This window comes from Pseudomonadales bacterium (assembly GCA_024234435.1).
Classification (GTDB): domain Bacteria; phylum Pseudomonadota; class Gammaproteobacteria; order Pseudomonadales; family Porticoccaceae; genus JACKOF01.
This window is the reverse complement of sequence record JACKOF010000001.1, coordinates 877,087-893,108: the sequence shown is the minus strand read 5'-3', so window position 1 is coordinate 893,108 and position 16,022 is coordinate 877,087. Positions and strand designations below refer to the sequence as shown.

The following is a 16,022-nucleotide window of genomic DNA, read 5'->3' as shown; positions in this document are numbered from 1 at the left end:
GGCAATATCGAGATAATGAAAATTTTAGCAACAGACGTCCCACTCAATCCGGCAATTGCCGATATCAGTGAACTGCTGAAATTGCGCTTTGCTGCCCGCGAGTTGACCTTTTTCCCCCGTATGGCGGCAAGACATCAACAAGCAGGAGCGCATCAATCCCGTTTTCGTGGCCGAGGTATGGATTTCGATGAAGTACGCCCCTACCAGCCCGGAGACGACATTCGCACTATCGACTGGCGTGTCACCGCCCGCACAACAACTCCTCACACAAAACTGTTCAGAGAAGAGCGGGAACGCCCTGTACTGGTAATCACTGATTTGCGCCCATCGATGTTTCTGGGTAGCCAGGAACTGAAATCGGTTACTGCTGCAAAGATCGCGGCCACACTTGCCTGGGCCGGACTCTATGCCAATGACCGGGTTGGAGGGCTGATATTCGGCGCGCAGCAGCAGCAAGACTTCCGCCCCAGACGCAGTCATCACAGTGTTTTGCAAATTATTCACGGCCTCAGTGATTACACTGAACGCCTGCTACTCAATGAACCCTGCCGTTATTCTCTGGCCGAAATACTGACAGAAGCGCGCCGCGTAGTTCACCCCGGCACCACATTGTTTATTGTCAGTGACTTTCACGATATTGATTCGGCAGGGCGCAAGGATGAGGCGTCTGAAAGCCAACAACACCTGTTTCAACTGGCAAAACATTGCGATCTCACACTGTGTCATACCTTCGACACACTGGACAGCCAGCTTCCACCACCAGGCAGTTATGCGGTAAGCAACGGCGAACAACAATGCTTGCTGAATACGCGCCGCCAGCCGCTTCGGCAACAGTTTGAGCAGCAGTTTCGCAATCGCCAAAGCCACCTGCGCCAGCTCTGTAACCGCTTATCAATGGGGTACCTGTCATTCCGTACAGGCCAACCCATCATCCACCCCCTGCTGCAAGCCTACAGCGGCAAGCGAAACAGGAGGTCACGGTGAGCTTCAGGTCGGCACTTCTGCCCGATATGCCTCTACAGTCATCCGGGCCTCTTGCCCGGTTGCAGGATATCCACTTGCCGGAACCCATTGGCTGGTGGCCTCCGGCACCGGGGTGGTGGCTGCTGACTGTGCTGGTTGTGGTGGCGCTAACATTCACTATTATCTGCATAGTTCGCAAGCATCGAAATAACCTCTACCGCAGACAGGCGCTTGCTGAACTGGAATACTTGTATCGTAGCAACAAAAGTCATCCGGCAATTTTCAGCCATCAGCTACTCGCTCTCATACGCCGCACGACAATAGCGGCCTACCCCGCTGCGCAACTGGCCCCGCTGCCGACCAGAGAATTGCTGGAAGCCATCAGCGACGATGAAAACGGTACTGGCTTCAGCTGCGAACTGCGCCAACAAATCGATATGCTCGCCTACCGTAAAGCACCCGAGTATCCCGCCAGCTTCAGTGATGATATATATCAAGCCACGAGACAATGGCTCAAGCGTCATCGTCGTTCCAGTCAGGAGGCTTCTCCTTGTTGACCTTTGAATGGCCCTGGCTAATGCTGTTACTGCCGTTGCCATGGCTGTATCGCTGGTTGCGCAAACCGGCAAAAGCGCAAATACCGGCCTTGAAAGCATCTGTATACAGCCATTTAATCAACCCGAATGAGGAGACATCAGCCACGTCCAGGTGGCATCTATTATTGCTGACATTACTGATTACCTGCTGGGTTTCAGTACTGCTGGCAGCCTCACGTCCAACCTGGACAGGTGATCCAATAGCTCTGCCAAGCAATGGTCGTGACCTGCTGATTGCCGTCGACATTTCCGGTAGTATGAAAAAAAATCAGGACATGTTGCTTAACGGCGACTACGTTGACCGGTTAACCGCCGTAAAAGGCATTCTGGGTGACTTTATACAGCGCCGCAAAGGAGATCGTCTGGGGCTTATTTTATTCGGCAGTGTGCCCTACCTGCAAACACCATTGACCTTCGATCGCACCACGCTCAATACCCTGCTGCAAGAGTCGGAAGTTGGCTTTGCCGGGCTGGAAACAGCAATCGGCGATGCTATTGGCCTGGCTGTCAAGCGACTGCAGGCGCGCCCCCAAAACAGCCGTGTACTCATTCTGCTGACCGATGGCGCCAATACAGCCGGGGCAGTACCACCACTTGAAGCAGCCAAAGTTGCCGCAGCAAAAGGTATCAAAATTTATACCATTGGTATTGGCGCCGATGTGCTCTATCAGCGCAACCTGTTCGGCACCCGTAAACTCAACCCTTCACAGGATCTGGATGAACGAACACTGGCCAGTATTGCCGAGCAGACTGGCGGCACTTACTTCAGAGCCAGAGACCCACAGGAGCTGGAAGCCATTTATCGACAACTCGATCAACTGGAACCTATTGAACAGGAAGCAGAGACCCTGCGCCCGACCAAAGCGCTCTTTCACTGGCCCCTGGCCATAGCACTGATAACCAGCTTATTAACATCCCTCCTGATGAAACGTGGAGGTGCGCACTGATGGAGTGGTTTCACGGCTTGCAGGATTTCCATTTTTTACGACCCATATGGTTCATGGCACTGGTTCCCGCCCTACTTGCCGGATTTTTGATTTACCGCAGCCAGACCGATTCCGGCAGCTGGTCCAAAGTGATATCACCCGAGTTGCTACCGTACCTGATAGACAAACCTGCCAGTGGTAAACGACGCAATTTGAGCGGTCTATGGCTTTTGGGGTGGTCAGTCGCTATCACAGCCCTGGCAGGACCGACTTTGGAACGCACACCACTGCCCGTACATGAACAGCAGAGCTTTCTGGTCATCGCCTTTGATCTCTCACCCTCAATGCTGGCTCAGGATCTGTCACCCAACCGACTGAGTCGGGCCCGGCTGAAGTTGATTGACCTGCTGAACACACGCCAGGAAGGTTCAACCGCCCTGATAGCCTACGGCGGTGACGCCTTTGTAGTCAGCCCACTGACAGATGACGCTGCTACCATTGCCGCCATGGTGCCTGCCCTCGATCCCGGCATTCTGCCCGATCAGGGCAGCAATGTAGAGGCCGCCATCGAAAAAGCTGTTGAATTGACTCTCAATACCGGACAAACCTCAGGCGATATCCTGCTGATTACCGATGGCATTTCCGTTCAGGGCGGCGAATCGTTACAAGTGATTCTTCGCAGCATGAGCGGCTTTCGGCTATTTATTATGGGAATTGGCACCGAACAGGGGGCACCAATACCCCTTGCTAGAGGTGGTTTTGCCAAAGATGCTCATAATAATATCCTGGTACCCCGGCTGCACAATCAGTATCTGAGAAAACTGGCCGAGAAAAACGGTGGTACTTATGCAGCCCTGACCGCAGACGACAGCGATATCCAATTCCTCAAACAGCAGTTTGAGACGCGTTCAAATCATTCAACAAAACAGCTGGATCGCACCTTCGACACCTGGCACGACCTCGGCTATTGGGCAATACTGCTGCTTCTGCCGCTACTGGTGCTGGCCTTCAGAAAAGGGCTGGTTGCATGCCTGCTCGTGAGCGCAAGTTTGGGCCTGTTTCCAGAGCGCACGCTGGCATTTGAATTTCAGGATTTATGGCTAACCAAAGACCAGCAGGCAGCCAGAGCTTTAGCGGAGGGAGATGCAGTAAAAGCTGAGCAGTTATTTGAAAATCAGCAGTGGAAAGGTGTAGCAGCCTATAAGAACAACAACTTTTCAGATGCCGAAACGCTATTTGACGGTAATGACGCCGACAGTCATTTCAATCGGGGAAACGCCCTGGCAAAGCAGGGGAAACTGCGTGAAGCCATCACAGCCTACGAACAGGCGCTAAAACTGGATCCCGAGATGAGAGATGCACTCGACAACATCCAGGCGGTCAAAGAAGAAATGAAAAAACAAAAAGAAAAAGAGCAGCAGCGCAACAAAGAAAACAATCAGGAAAATAATCAGGCGCATTCGTCGGCAGAGAATCAGGAAGGAAACCAGGGGCAGAAAAACCAGAGCCAGGATCAAGGTACCCGGCAGGAACAGGAAGGCAACAGCCAGACCTCACCCGAACAGACACAAGACCAGCAGCAAAGCGGCAATCAGTCCAGTCAGCAGACGCAACAGAGTTCGAACTCCCGAAATGCTTCCGGGCAGCAAAGGGAACAGGAACAGGAACAGGAAAAAAATACCGGACAGCAACCGGACAAAAATCGACAAAGTGAAACACCGCAAGATGTTCCCTCGGGCCAGTCAGAAGGACAACAACAAGAAAAGCAACCAAATGAGAGTGCCAACCAGTCTGTTCCGGAGGAACTCAGTGACGAAGAAGAGCAGGCCGTAGAACAGTGGTTACGCAGAATTCCCGATGATCCCGGCGGCTTACTGAGAAGAAAGTTCGAGGCCGAAGCACAAAAACGACGTGAACAACGTCGCTGGGGAAGCATGCCGCCACAAGACAAGCAATTGCAGCGATGGTAATTTAATTGAAATGACAAATATGCTTATTTTCAGAACCGCAGTAGCGCTGATGCTCTGGCTTGCCTGCCAGTCACTTTCAGCTGCCAGCCTCACCAGCTCGGTTGATCGGACCAGTATCGGCAACGCAGAAACACTCCAGTTGAGCGTTCGCTTCGATCAGCAAACATCAGAGGAACCTGACTTTTCACCGCTGGAACACCACTTTGAAATTATTTCCCGTTCACAGCAGAGTAAATTTTCCATTGTCAATGGATCAACCTCCTCCTACACCGAGTGGTTATTGCAATTGCTGCCAAAAAAAACCGGCAAGCTACTGATACCATCACTGCGGCTGAAAGGTGAAGTCAGTGACGCTATAGAAATTAACGTCGCCAAACAACAGGTCAGTTCAAGTGGCCATGCGCAATTGCCGGTTTTTATTGAAACGCTGGTGGATAAGGACGAAGTCTTCGTGCAGGCTCAGCTACTGCTCACCTTGCGCATCAAACATTCGGTATCACTGGATGGTATTTCAAGTGAAGAGCTCGTTATCGATAATGCCAACATTGTAAAAGTGGGTGAAGCCGATTTTTACCAGACCATAAACGGCGTCAAACATCGTGTTATCGAACTGAAATTTGCCATCTTTCCTGAAAACAGCGGCACGCTGACCATTCCTGGAGTTCGCTTTGATGTCACACTGCCTGACCGAAACAGCCGTTTCTCCGGTTCGTTTTTTAACCGCGGCGGCAAGCTGGTTGTTTTGCGAAGCGACCCCAAGACCATCAAGGTAAATCCCCGTCCGCAAAATTCTGGCTCAGATGACTGGTTGCCGAGTCGGGGTATCAGTATCAGCGAAAAATGGAGCCGCCCTCTTGATGATCTGGTTGCGGGCGAGCCTGTCACCCGAACACTGATTGTTACCGCTCAGGGGCTGGCTGCGGCCCAACTACCACCGCTGCCTGAACCACAGGGAGATGGTTTTAAAGTCTACCCCGATCAGCCCCAGCTCACAGATGATGTCGATAGCCAGGGAATCATTGGCAGCCGCTCGGAGTCCACTGCGATTGTACCGACCCGCGAAGGCAGTATCGCTCTGCCCCCTGTCACACTGGAGTGGTGGGACACCGTCAATAACCGGTTGCAAACAACCGTCCTTGAAAGTCGCACACTGCAAGTGCAAGCGAACACTGAACTGGCCCAGGCTCCACAACAAATCGTGCCACCAGTACCCACCCGTCACGAAGTACCCGCTACAGAATCACAAAACCACAGCAACTGGTTGTGGCTCTCCTTGCTGCTAAACCTGCTACTCTCCTGTGCATTTGCTGTCGCACTGATAAAACTGCGACAGCGGTCGGTTGCACCACCCCAGGCCAGCATGATTTCTTCAGCGGCAAATGTCTCTGAAAAAGAGCTGTTTAAAGCCGTAAAAAAGGCTGCCAGGCACGGCAAGCCAGACATCTTTCGGGAGAATATCCTCAAGTGGGCGCGGCACCACTGGCAACGCAGTGATCTAGTCACCTTGCAACACCTGCTGGCTTATAGTGAAGATTCAGAGCTGAAAGCCGGTTTTGACCGGCTTGACCAATCACTTTACAGCAATGGCAAGGAGATAGCGGTTGATCTTGTCAACCTTACCCAAAGGCTAGAAACCCTGCGCCAAAACAGTGCCAAAAAAAGCACCAGTGGCGATGCAAATGAATTAAAACCACTTTACGAGAACAAGTAGTTCCGAATGGTCATTTATTCGCCAGATTTAACGGTTTACAACCTCGTCAGCCAACGTCCCTTGCTTTAGAATATTGGCTTTCATATTCCAGTTGCTCAATTCGAGCACCTAATATTTTCAGAGTGAGAAATGCTCATGCGTCGAGTTATATTCAATCAGAAAGGTGGTGTGGGCAAATCCAGCATTACTTGCAACCTGGCAGCTATCAGCGCGACCAAGGGCAAACGTACACTGGTCATTGACCTTGACCCTCAATGCAACTCTACCCACTACCTGCTGGGTGAAGACTTTACTCCTGACACCAGCATTGCAGACTATTTCAATCAGACATTAAAATTTAATCTGGTTAACAAGCAACCCGTTGAGTTTATTTACGAAACCAACTTCGAGAATCTGTTTGTATTGCCCTCCAGCCATGAACTAGAAAGCCTGGAGCAGAAACTGGAGTCGAAACATAAAATATATAAATTGCGCGACTTACTCAATAAACTGGAGGATGATTTCGACGCTGTATTTATCGATACCGCCCCGGCAATGAACTTCTACACCACCTCGGCACTCATCGCTGCCGATCGGGTACTGATTCCATTTGATTGTGATGCTTTCTCCCGACAGGCACTTTACAACATTATCGGCATGATCCACGAAATTCGTGAAGACCATAACGATAATCTGAGTATCGAAGGGATCATTGCCAACCAGTTCCAGCCGCGCGCCAACCTGCCAACACAGATTATTGATGAACTGAAAGCCGAAAAACAGCCTGTACTGCCGGTATACCTCAACCAATCCGTTAAAATGCGTGAATCCCATCAGGCCTGCACACCGCTGATCTTTTTCGCACCAAAACACAATCTGACACAACAGTTTGTTGAACTTTACGAACTGATCTCAGGGCTGAAGAAAAAAGCCGCGAGAAAAACCGCTTCCAAAACAACAAAAAAACAGGTGGCTTAGGCCTGCACCCTGATACCACTCTCGCCATTGCAAGCAATGGCTCGCAAACTACCGGTAGCATCCAAAACTCTCGCCCTGGCGGGAATTTTTCGTATTGGCCCGATAGCCCGGTAATCAAACTTTTTGCTCTTTCAAGCTCAAGGCAATCACACTTTTTTAACGAATTCCGATTTCAGCTTCATTGCACCGATGCCATCAATTTTGCAATCGATATCGTGATCTCCCTCCACAAGACGAATGTTTTTTACTTTAGTGCCCACTTTAACCACTGATGAAGACCCCTTCACTTTCAGGTCCTTAATCACTGAAACGGTATCCCCATCACTCAGGGTATTACCATTAGCATCCTTTACGACCTTTTCTATTTCGGTTTCGCTATCGCTATTATTCCATTCATGGCCGCATTCCGGGCACACAAACAAATCTCTGTCTTCATAGGTATAGATTGACTGGCACTCGGGACAATGGGGTAAAGTACTCATAAATTTCCTTGGTCAGAACGTCGTTCAAGCTGGCTGAAGTGTGTGGTTCGGCGTTATACAGCGTTTTTCGGCGGTAGCAAATAGTTTGTGTCTGCCCTGTTTACCTGTATGCTGCCCTGAAACCGTCATTTATCGAAGTTGGATAGCTGGCTCAGCTCACTATTCTACAGGTAAATTATGTGTTCCTTCCGCGTTCGTTACCAAACTCTGGAAATTGGCCCGCTCGATATTCACTTGCGCACCTTGCGTAATAATCAGGAATTCTCCGACCCGCTGGGCATAGCCAAAAAACTGGGCATATCGTCTGCCACCTGGCCTCTTTTTGGTGTTGTGTGGCCCTCCAGCCTGGTGCTCGCCAACGAAATACTCGATTACGACACTGCAGACAAGCGCATATTGGAGATAGGCTGCGGCATCGGCTTAACCAGCCTTTTACTGAACAAGCGGAATGTGGATATATCCGCTACAGATTATCACCCGGAGGTAGAAAGTTTTCTGATTGAAAACACGTCGTTAAATGGTGGTGCCCCTATTCCCTTTGAGCGCGCCGACTGGAGCGATTTGAATACGGATCTGGGCCGGTTTGACACCATTATCGGCAGCGACTTGCTCTATGAAGATGAGCATATCGAAATGCTGGCAAAGTTCATTGAGTTACACGCGAATCCCGCATGTGAAGTGTTAATCGTTGATCCCGGTCGAGGCAGGAAGCAAAAGTTTTCCAAGCAGATGGCGGATTTTGGCTTCACCCATACACATACCAAACCCGAAAATACCGACTATCTGGCAGCACCTTTCAAGGGACATATTCTGACCTTCAAGCGGAAATAAAATAACCCATCAATTCGGATGCAATGCCGCTCCACCACAGACAGAGATACACTGACCGGTGACGTAACGGGAAAGATCTGTCGCCAGAAACTCCACAACACCAGCACAATCTTCGGCAACACCTAACCGCCTTAACGGTACAGCTTCTGCCTGCGACTCTGTGCCAATGCCCCTCTCTTTTGCCTGAGCGGCAATTCGGGCGGTCATCATAATTCCGGGAGAAAGAATATTTACCCGTATTCCATACGGTCCCAACTCTGCAGCCAAACCTCTCGAATACTGTTCCACGGCGGCTTTGGCTGCCCCGTACCCCGCTAACACCCCATTGGTTAATGTGCTGATAGCCGTCAGTGAAGAAGTGTTAATAATAATGCCCGACTTTTGTTTCTTCATAATTGGCGCAACAGCTTTACAACATAAAAAGGCACTTTGGAAATTAACATCCATCAATAATTTAAGATCAGACAAAGAAGTTTTTGTAGGAAGATTACCGCTATCTTTCGCGATCGCCCCTCCGGCATTGTTCACCAAAATATCAACACGGCCGAATCTCTGTAACGTTTTTTCAAAAAGCTGTTCAACAGCTTCGGGGTTGGTGAGGTCACCTTCAACCCCAATGGACGATCTGCCAAGTGCTTCAATTTCCTCTACAACAGAATCTTTCGTTAGCTCTTCGCCGAACTCCTTCGCGCTGTTAAGGTTTATATCGGTAACAACAACATCTGCACCTAACTTGGCAAGGCGATGAGCATAGGCTCTGCCCAAGCCTCGTGCGGCACCAGTAACTATCGCAACTTTACCTTGCAGCTCCTCCGTCATAACACACCCCTTTCGTTAAATTATGTTTAAACGATACGTTTTAAAGCGTCGCAACCTTTTAAGGCGTGCTAACTTTGTCTTTCGAGCCAAAACTCATTATGGTTTTTCGAACAATGTATTGCCGAATCAATTCCGCCTCCTCTTCCGTTAACCGGCCCTTGAAAGAAGGCATACCTGCGGATTGAAACAGCCCATCCAGCAAAATTTTCGAAAATATCTCGTGTTTCCCTGCGCTTAAATAGCGCAAGTCAGGAATGGAAGAAGAAGAGACGACATTGTCCCCATGACAAAAATAGCAGTTGTGCATGTAATGCGATTTACCCTTCGCGGCTTTTTCTTCATCTACGGGATAAGTAAGCACAACAGGGTCGACAGACTTCAGTTGATTAACTTCCGGAGGCAGCTCCGCAGTACCGCCCAAAGCAAATACCAGTAAACGGTTTACCTTGCCAAACCCTCTGCTGCGAGTAGCCAGTGTCCCCGCCGCTGATCCGTAACTGGCGGACCAGCCGGAAATAACCGCCACATACTGAACCCCGTCCAGGCTATAGCTGATAGGAGAAGCGATAATGCCGCTCTCCGAGTTGAACTCCCACAGGACTTCGCCGGTACTATCTTCATAAGCCACAAACACACCTTCGGCATTACCCTGAAAAACCAATCCGCCTGCTGTACTTAAAATGCCCCCATTCCATACATTAGGGAACTTCACTTTCCATTTTGCTTGCTGGGCTACCGGGTCCCAGGCAACCAACTCACCATAAATAATTTCGTTGGCATCAGAAATACTCTTAGGGTCCTCGGGTAATGAAGACTCAACCCACGCAGTGCCGTTTTGCCAATAGCTTTTTCGCACACCGAACTCGGTATCCTGTCGATACACGCCGGGAATATTATGCGCGGGGATATAAACCAAACCGGAATCCGGACTGTAGCTCATCGGCTGCCAGTTGTGCCCCCCCAAAGCGCTGGGAAAGATCACTTTGGCCTGTTCACTGCCGTAGTGCATATCCGGGTTTTCAACCGGGCGCCCGGTTTTCAGATCCACATGGCTCGCCCAGGTAACAGTGGTGTATTTCTCGGCAGAAATCAGCTTGCCTGTCAGCCGATCTATCACATAAAAGAAACCATTTTTGGGAGCCTGCATGATGACTTCACGGCTCTCACCGTCAATGACCATATCCGCAAGTATCATGTGTTGCGTCGCGGTGTAATCCCAGCTGTCTTTGGGAGTGGTTTGATAATGCCAGACATATTCACCCGTATCAGGCCGAACCGCGACGATTGAAGACAAAAACAGGTTGTCCCCTTTGCCGTTGCTGCGCTGAATATGACTCCAGGGTGAACCATTACCAACCCCTATATAAAGCAAGTCGTGCTTGGAGTCGTAAGCAAACGAATCCCAGGCAGTACCGCCCCCGCCGAACTTCCACCACTCACCAGACCAGGTTTTTGCAGCCATTTTCAATTCCGGCGCCTCAAACCCTTGCGCCGGGTTTCCCGGGATCGTATAAAAGCGCCAGAGCCTTTCACCCGTATCAACATCATAGGCAGACACAAACCCGCGAACGCTCATTTCAGCCCCGCCATTGCCAATAATCACTTTGCCTTTAACAACTCTTGGCGCGCCAGAGATTGAATAGGATTTCCCTTCTGGGACCGTATTAACAGACCAGAGTCGTTTTCCTGTCGCCGCCTCTAAAGCCACCAGACGACCATCTAGCGTTCCGACAAAAATTTTGCCTTGCCAAAAAGCCACGCCACGGTTAACCACATCGCAACAGAAGGTCCCGGCCAGCTCGCGCGGCACAGAGGGATCGTAAGTCCAAAGCAAGCGCCCGGTTTTTGCATCAAAGGCGTAAACCACACTCCAGCTGCCAGTCAGATAAATAGTTCCATCGACCATTAATGGCGTGGCCTCTTTTCCCCGTGAAGTTGGAAACTCATAAGACCAAAGCAAACCTAATTGCTTAATATTTTCCTTATTGATTTTATTCAGTGGGCTGTAGCGCTGCTCGTCGTAGGTTCTACCATGGCTCAACCAGTTTTCCGGTTCAGAATTAGCGCGGCTAATTCTGGAACGGTCTTCTTGAATGGCTTGAGCAACTGAATGAACACCACACATCAACAATAAAATGATTGCAACAACGTACCTGATCTTAGAATGAAGCATCTTTGGTAATTCCCCGGCCTTTGTTTTTATTCATAGCTTTATTCGTATTTAACCTTATCCGTCACCCGTCAAATCTTGGTTTTTTGCTCGGCCCAATACTTCTCACGAAGCACGTTTTTACGTACCTTGCCAACAGCCGTTACAGGTAATGCTTCCGCTTGAAACTCTACACTTTTTGGCACTTTGTAACCCCCAATCAATGTTCGGCAATGTTCAATAATTTCAGCTTCAGATACGCTATGTCCTTGCCTCGGAACGACAACTGCGTGCACAGACTCTCCCCACTCTTCGCTGGGTATCCCTATCACCGCTGCCTCCATTACCGCTGGGTGTGTAAAAAGCGCGCGCTCGACTTCTATCGAATAAACATTCTCCCCTCCGGTAACAATCATGTCCTTTACCCGATCGGCAATATAAAGAAAGCCATCTTCGTCAAAATAACCCGCATCGCCGGAATGCATCCAACCGTTCTTAAGCACATCGGCTGAGCCCTCGGGGTTATTCAGGTATTCAGTCATCAGAATATCACTGCGTACCACTACTTCACCGAGTTCACCAGTAGCCGCTCTTGTCCCGTCAGGTCGTACAGTTCGTACTTCAACTGCCGGGGCTGGCTGGCCAGCAGAACGTAAACGGCCCGCTTTTTCGTCTTGATGAAGGTGATCATTCCATCTGAGCATGGTGGCAAAACCACCTGTTTCGGTCATGCCGTAAATTTGATAAAAATTCCAGGAAGGCAGCTTTTCCATGGTTCGGGTAATCAGTGCTTCCGGCATGGGTGAACCGCCGTAAATACAAGTTTTCAAACTGGACAGATCGTAATCTTCAAACTCTGGGTGGTTCATCAGCATATTGACCATTGTCGGAACCAGTACCGTATTGGTTACCTGATGCTCTTGTATGGCAGCCATTGCTACCTCTGGATCAAACTTGGGCAATATCACATGCGTGCCTCCTGCCAGTGTGACGTACCACATAGGGCTACCCGCAGCGAAATGAAAAAAACCCGGCACATACAAATGCCTGATATTGTCGGCGGAAGGTAACATAGAAAGGTAGATCACCGCGCCAAAGACAATCGCCCGATGAGACATTGCCACCCCCTTGGGATGAGATGTAGTACCTGCGGTGTAGAAAATAATGTACAAGTCGTCGTTACACCGAAACGCATCGTCCACCGGAGAGTTTTCTGCGATGAGCGACTCATAGCACATCATGCCTTCGGGAACCGCCCCCTCTCCCATATAAACCAGGTGCTTGATAGTATCCAGCTGTTGTTTAAGCTCAAAAGCTTGATCAATAAAATTTTCATCGACCAGTAATACCGAAGCCTGAGAATCAGTAAGGGCGTAATGATTCTCGGCGACCGACCAACGCATGTTCAGCGGGGCAAATACTGCACCAGCCCACGGAACTGCGTAAAACAACTCGGCATAACGATCAGAGTTCATTGCCAGCGCGGCCACACGATCGCCATTGTCAATTCCGAGCGACTGCAACCCGCCTGCCAAACGTGGGACTCGCTCGCCCAGCTCTTTCCAGGTTCTGGTGCGATGACCAAACACAGTTGCCACACCATGTGGCCGAATAGCTACGGCTCGTTCGAATAGTTGCGTTGCTCTCATAAAAATTCCCTGTTGCAACTTCTTGTTGCTATCAAAAAAACGATTGATGATCCGTATATGGCATTCTTACGCCGTTGGTCTTTAACGCTGAACAACGATACCTGACGCGAAGTAATTTTTAACCTCTGCCTCATCAAAGCCCCACTCGGATAACACAGCGCGGCTGTGTTGCCCCGGTTCCGGAGGCTCGTATCTCAAACTGGCTGGCGTGCGCTGAAACCTAGGCGCCGGAGACGGGTGAGTAACACCATGAAAATCCGTAAATACCTCGCGAGCTTTCATGTGTGGGTCCTGCAAGGCTTCATCCATATCAAGCACAGGGGAAAAGCAGGCTTCCAGAGAAGTCATCGTGCTCACCCATTCATCCCGGGTTTTTGTTTTAAAGCGGCTGGCGAAAAGTTGCTCCAGTTGTGGCCATCCAGAGCGATCATTCTGGGAAGGTAGCTCTTCATTATCCAAACTCAGGCCTTTCAGAAGGTCCTGATAAAATCGGGATTCAATAGCGCCTACAGCAACATATTTGCCATCACTGGTTTCGTAGGTTCGATAAAACGGCGCACCGCCATCGACAAAATTATCCCCTCGTTCCAGAGACCACATATTCTCCTGGCGAAAACCCAGAAAGGCTGTCATCAGGTTTGAAACGCCATCAATCATGGCCGCATCGACCACCTGTCCCTTGCCAGACACCTTTGATTCAATCACTGCCGCAAGTACTCCCACCACAAGATACATGGCACCCCCTCCCAGATCCGCAACCAGATTTAGCGGGGGAACGGGGCGACCGTCTTTCTCACCAATTGCCTGAAGCGCACCTGTTAGTGAAAGGTAGTTAATATCGTGCCCCGGAATCTGTGCCATTGGTCCGTCCTGCCCCCAGCCAGTCATACGGCCATAGATCAAGCGTGTATTTTTCTGTAGACACACCTCCGGGCCTAAGCCTAGACGCTCAGCCACTCCTGGGCGAAACCCTTCAATTAGAATGTCGGCCTTTTCTACCATTTTCAGGACAACTTCAACGGCCTCCGGGTTCTTTAAATCGAGGGCAACAGAGCGCTTATTTCGATTGTACATATCGATTTTTGACGGCACAGCTATGCCCAGGTCTGTCGCCAACGGCCTGTCAATGCGTACAATATCGGCCCCCATATCACCAAGCACCGAGGCTGCAAAAGGAGCAGGCCCCAAAGCACCCAGCTCGACTACACGTAATCCATTCAAAGGCGTGGTCATAATTATGTCCTTAGTTCCGGTTATTTCCCCTAAAAGGCCGGCCCTTTATTAGAGTAAACAACTAAATTAATTACTGGTATCAACCGCAGACAAGGCTTAGGTCAGCGTCGATCCATCATTATATTTATTTGCTTGCGTCAAGCAATATAATTGCGGATTAAAAAGTTTCCGAAAAAGTTTGTTGTCAATATTTCAACAGCACAATTATTCTCGATTCTTGTATTATCGCTATCCCATAAACGCCCCACCATTCACATCGATAACTGAGCCGGTGGTATACGCTGCACCGTCCGAAGCGAGAAAAGCAACGGTTGCGGCCAATTCAAAAGGATCGCCTATACGCCCCACGGGAATACGTTGAATAGACGCAGCAACCTCGTCGGCTGGCATAGTATCTGCCAAAGGTGAAGGAAAACGTCCGGGTGCCACCGCATTCGCTGTGATTCCAAAAGCTGCTCCCTGCTCTGCCAGGCTTCGAGTTAACCCAATAATCCCTGATTTTGTTGTACTGTAATGCGCAGCGGTACCTGGAATACAGGTGCGCCCCGCGCGTGAAGCTGTGTTGATAATACGTCCCCATTGCTTTGCTTTCATCAACGGAAACACTGCCTGGGAAAGCAAAAATGGTGCTGTCAGGTTAACCGCTAGAGCTTGTTGCCAGTCATCTAGCGTCGTGTTGTTTAGCGCGGTTGCGTTATCGACGTTTTGCAAAGGATGAACGCCCGCATTATTTACAAGAACATCGCAGCGCCCGTATTGATTATTAATTGTGCTGATCAGATTGTGAATTTCAGAGGCAGCCATCAAATTGGCAACCATTCCTTCCGCTTGCATACCTTGTTTTGAGATATCTTCCGCCGCCTCCATCACATGTCGATCGCAGTCAGACATCACTACAATAAAACCGTCCTGTGCCAATCGGAATGAAATTGCTTTACCCAACGATCCGGCTGCACCTGTTATCAGGGCTACCCGTTTACTACTAGTCATATTCAGTCCTTAGCCGCAGCGCTTATAATTTTTTACTCATACCACTTTTAACTCTGTCTCTGTTCTCAACCTGAGGCTTCTCAGACATGCGCAAATATCAATGGTATCTGGTGACGAAATCCATAAATAAATCAAACCAAAAATCTCGGCCATATGTCGAAGAGCATAAGCATTAGGCGTGATCTCCGCAGAAATATCACCGGATTTAATACCTTCTATTATGTGAACGATAACTGCAGCCTGTGCGTCTTTATTAAACTTGGTTAAACGCTCATCCAACACCGATTTTTGTCCGACAGAATCGAACCACAACAGGTACATTGCGCGAACATTATCGGTTTCTTCTTTAAGAATGCTTTCCATTGCATCTATTCGGGCAAGCACCGCTTGCAGGCCGGTTTTGTCACCCAGGCATTGTTTTAAGTAGTCTTTCCACAGGGCTCTGTGTGACTTTTCCAAGTTTAGGAACAAACCATCTTTAGAACCAAAACGCGCACTGGCAAATCCGCGACTATAGCCTGCGCGGATACTCACATCTTTTAATGTTGTTCTGGTTGTACCTATTTCGAGTATCAAATTCGTTGCTTCGCGCAACATGTTCTGATCCGAAATTTGAGTTTTTTGTGCTTGCGTTAATTGAGCTTTTTTCTCCTTTGTCACGGCTACGTTATCCCTCTAGGCTGTTTTGTCCAAACACTATCGTCCACCCTCAAAAGTAACACCTTTTCATCATCACTTACGCAGTT

At 49.5% G+C, this 16,022-nt stretch carries 14 protein-coding genes; 7 read left to right on the top strand and 7 right to left on the bottom strand.

From position 1 onward, the window contains the following. Positions 1–15 precede the first annotated feature (15 nt). The 6 genes from H7A02_04100 to H7A02_04075 all read left to right on the top strand — a co-directional run bounded on the left by H7A02_04100 (position 16) and on the right by H7A02_04075 (position 7,123). Positions 16–984: a DUF58 domain-containing protein gene (locus H7A02_04100; GenBank protein MCP5171437.1), complete on the top strand. Its 969-nt coding sequence runs from the start codon at positions 16–18 to the stop codon at positions 982–984. Then, positions 981–1,520 carry a DUF4381 domain-containing protein gene (locus tag H7A02_04095; protein MCP5171436.1) on the top strand — a complete coding sequence of 180 codons (540 nt, stop codon included), beginning with the start codon at positions 981–983 and terminating at the stop codon, positions 1,518–1,520. The genes H7A02_04100 and H7A02_04095 overlap by 4 nt, the downstream gene beginning before the upstream one ends. Then, the gene (locus tag H7A02_04090; GenBank protein ID MCP5171435.1) at positions 1,514–2,506 is read left to right on the top strand and encodes a VWA domain-containing protein; all 993 of its coding nucleotides are present in this window, start codon (positions 1,514–1,516) and stop codon (positions 2,504–2,506) included. Before H7A02_04095 ends, H7A02_04090 begins: the two co-directional genes overlap by 7 nt. After that, positions 2,506–4,455, top strand: a complete 1,950-nt coding sequence (locus tag H7A02_04085; GenBank protein MCP5171434.1) for a VWA domain-containing protein — start codon at positions 2,506–2,508, stop codon at positions 4,453–4,455. Before H7A02_04090 ends, H7A02_04085 begins: the two co-directional genes overlap by 1 nt. A 10-nt stretch (positions 4,456–4,465) precedes the next feature. Continuing rightward, complete coding sequence (locus H7A02_04080; protein ID MCP5171433.1) at positions 4,466–6,166, top strand: protein BatD; 1,701 nt, start codon at positions 4,466–4,468, stop codon at positions 6,164–6,166. A gap of 135 nt (positions 6,167–6,301) precedes the next feature. Beyond that, positions 6,302–7,123, top strand: coding sequence for a ParA family protein (locus H7A02_04075; GenBank protein ID MCP5171432.1), 822 nt, complete (start codon positions 6,302–6,304; stop codon positions 7,121–7,123). A 146-nt stretch (positions 7,124–7,269) separates the two neighbouring features. Here H7A02_04075 and H7A02_04070 read toward each other — a convergent pair whose 3' ends face one another. Then, a complete protein-coding gene (locus H7A02_04070) occupies positions 7,270–7,605 on the bottom strand; it encodes an alkylphosphonate utilization protein (GenBank protein MCP5171431.1) in 336 nt (111 codons plus the stop codon). Positions 7,606–7,782: 177 nt separating this feature from the next. On the opposite strand from H7A02_04070, the gene H7A02_04065 reads away from it, so the two are divergent. Then, positions 7,783–8,436, top strand: coding sequence for a methyltransferase domain-containing protein (locus H7A02_04065; GenBank protein MCP5171430.1), 654 nt, complete (start codon positions 7,783–7,785; stop codon positions 8,434–8,436). A 9-nt stretch (positions 8,437–8,445) separates the two neighbouring features. On the opposite strand, the gene H7A02_04060 is transcribed toward H7A02_04065, so the two are convergent. From H7A02_04060 to H7A02_04035, 6 genes are all read right to left on the bottom strand, one after another. After that, positions 8,446–9,255 carry a glucose 1-dehydrogenase gene (locus H7A02_04060; GenBank protein ID MCP5171429.1) on the bottom strand — a complete coding sequence of 270 codons (810 nt, stop codon included), beginning with the start codon at positions 9,253–9,255 and terminating at the stop codon, positions 8,446–8,448. A 58-nt stretch (positions 9,256–9,313) separates the two neighbouring features. After that, positions 9,314–11,428 (bottom strand): PQQ-dependent dehydrogenase, methanol/ethanol family, encoded by a 2,115-nt coding sequence (locus tag H7A02_04055; protein ID MCP5171428.1) that lies wholly within the window; start codon positions 11,426–11,428, stop codon positions 9,314–9,316. A 68-nt stretch (positions 11,429–11,496) separates the two neighbouring features. Next, positions 11,497–13,053: a long-chain fatty acid--CoA ligase gene (locus tag H7A02_04050; GenBank protein MCP5171427.1), complete on the bottom strand. Its 1,557-nt coding sequence runs from the start codon at positions 13,051–13,053 to the stop codon at positions 11,497–11,499. Positions 13,054–13,134: 81 nt separating this feature from the next. Continuing rightward, positions 13,135–14,286, bottom strand: coding sequence for a CoA transferase (locus tag H7A02_04045; GenBank protein MCP5171426.1), 1,152 nt, complete (start codon positions 14,284–14,286; stop codon positions 13,135–13,137). A gap of 228 nt (positions 14,287–14,514) precedes the next feature. Then, positions 14,515–15,276, bottom strand: coding sequence for an SDR family oxidoreductase (locus tag H7A02_04040; GenBank protein ID MCP5171425.1), 762 nt, complete (start codon positions 15,274–15,276; stop codon positions 14,515–14,517). Positions 15,277–15,312: 36 nt separating this feature from the next. Further along, positions 15,313–15,936 carry a TetR/AcrR family transcriptional regulator gene (locus tag H7A02_04035; protein MCP5171424.1) on the bottom strand — a complete coding sequence of 208 codons (624 nt, stop codon included), beginning with the start codon at positions 15,934–15,936 and terminating at the stop codon, positions 15,313–15,315. Positions 15,937–16,022: the final 86 nt, after the last annotated feature.

What these genes read in the sequence shown, in the direction of transcription:
- H7A02_04100 (MCP5171437.1), top strand. Translation starts at nt 16, where the DNA reads ATGAAAATTTTAGCAACAGACGTCCCACTCAATCCGGCAATTGCCGAT.
- H7A02_04065 (MCP5171430.1), top strand. Translation starts at nt 7,783, where the DNA reads ATGTGTTCCTTCCGCGTTCGTTACCAAACTCTGGAAATTGGCCCGCTC.
- H7A02_04040 (MCP5171425.1), bottom strand. Translation starts at nt 15,276, where the DNA reads ATGACTAGTAGTAAACGGGTAGCCCTGATAACAGGTGCAGCCGGATCG.
- H7A02_04075 (MCP5171432.1), top strand. Translation starts at nt 6,302, where the DNA reads ATGCGTCGAGTTATATTCAATCAGAAAGGTGGTGTGGGCAAATCCAGC.
- H7A02_04055 (MCP5171428.1), bottom strand. Translation starts at nt 11,428, where the DNA reads ATGCTTCATTCTAAGATCAGGTACGTTGTTGCAATCATTTTATTGTTG.
- H7A02_04060 (MCP5171429.1), bottom strand. Translation starts at nt 9,255, where the DNA reads ATGACGGAGGAGCTGCAAGGTAAAGTTGCGATAGTTACTGGTGCCGCA.
- H7A02_04085 (MCP5171434.1), top strand. Translation starts at nt 2,506, where the DNA reads ATGGAGTGGTTTCACGGCTTGCAGGATTTCCATTTTTTACGACCCATA.
- H7A02_04050 (MCP5171427.1), bottom strand. Translation starts at nt 13,053, where the DNA reads ATGAGAGCAACGCAACTATTCGAACGAGCCGTAGCTATTCGGCCACAT.
- H7A02_04045 (MCP5171426.1), bottom strand. Translation starts at nt 14,286, where the DNA reads ATGACCACGCCTTTGAATGGATTACGTGTAGTCGAGCTGGGTGCTTTG.
- H7A02_04080 (MCP5171433.1), top strand. Translation starts at nt 4,466, where the DNA reads ATGACAAATATGCTTATTTTCAGAACCGCAGTAGCGCTGATGCTCTGG.
- H7A02_04070 (MCP5171431.1), bottom strand. Translation starts at nt 7,605, where the DNA reads ATGAGTACTTTACCCCATTGTCCCGAGTGCCAGTCAATCTATACCTAT.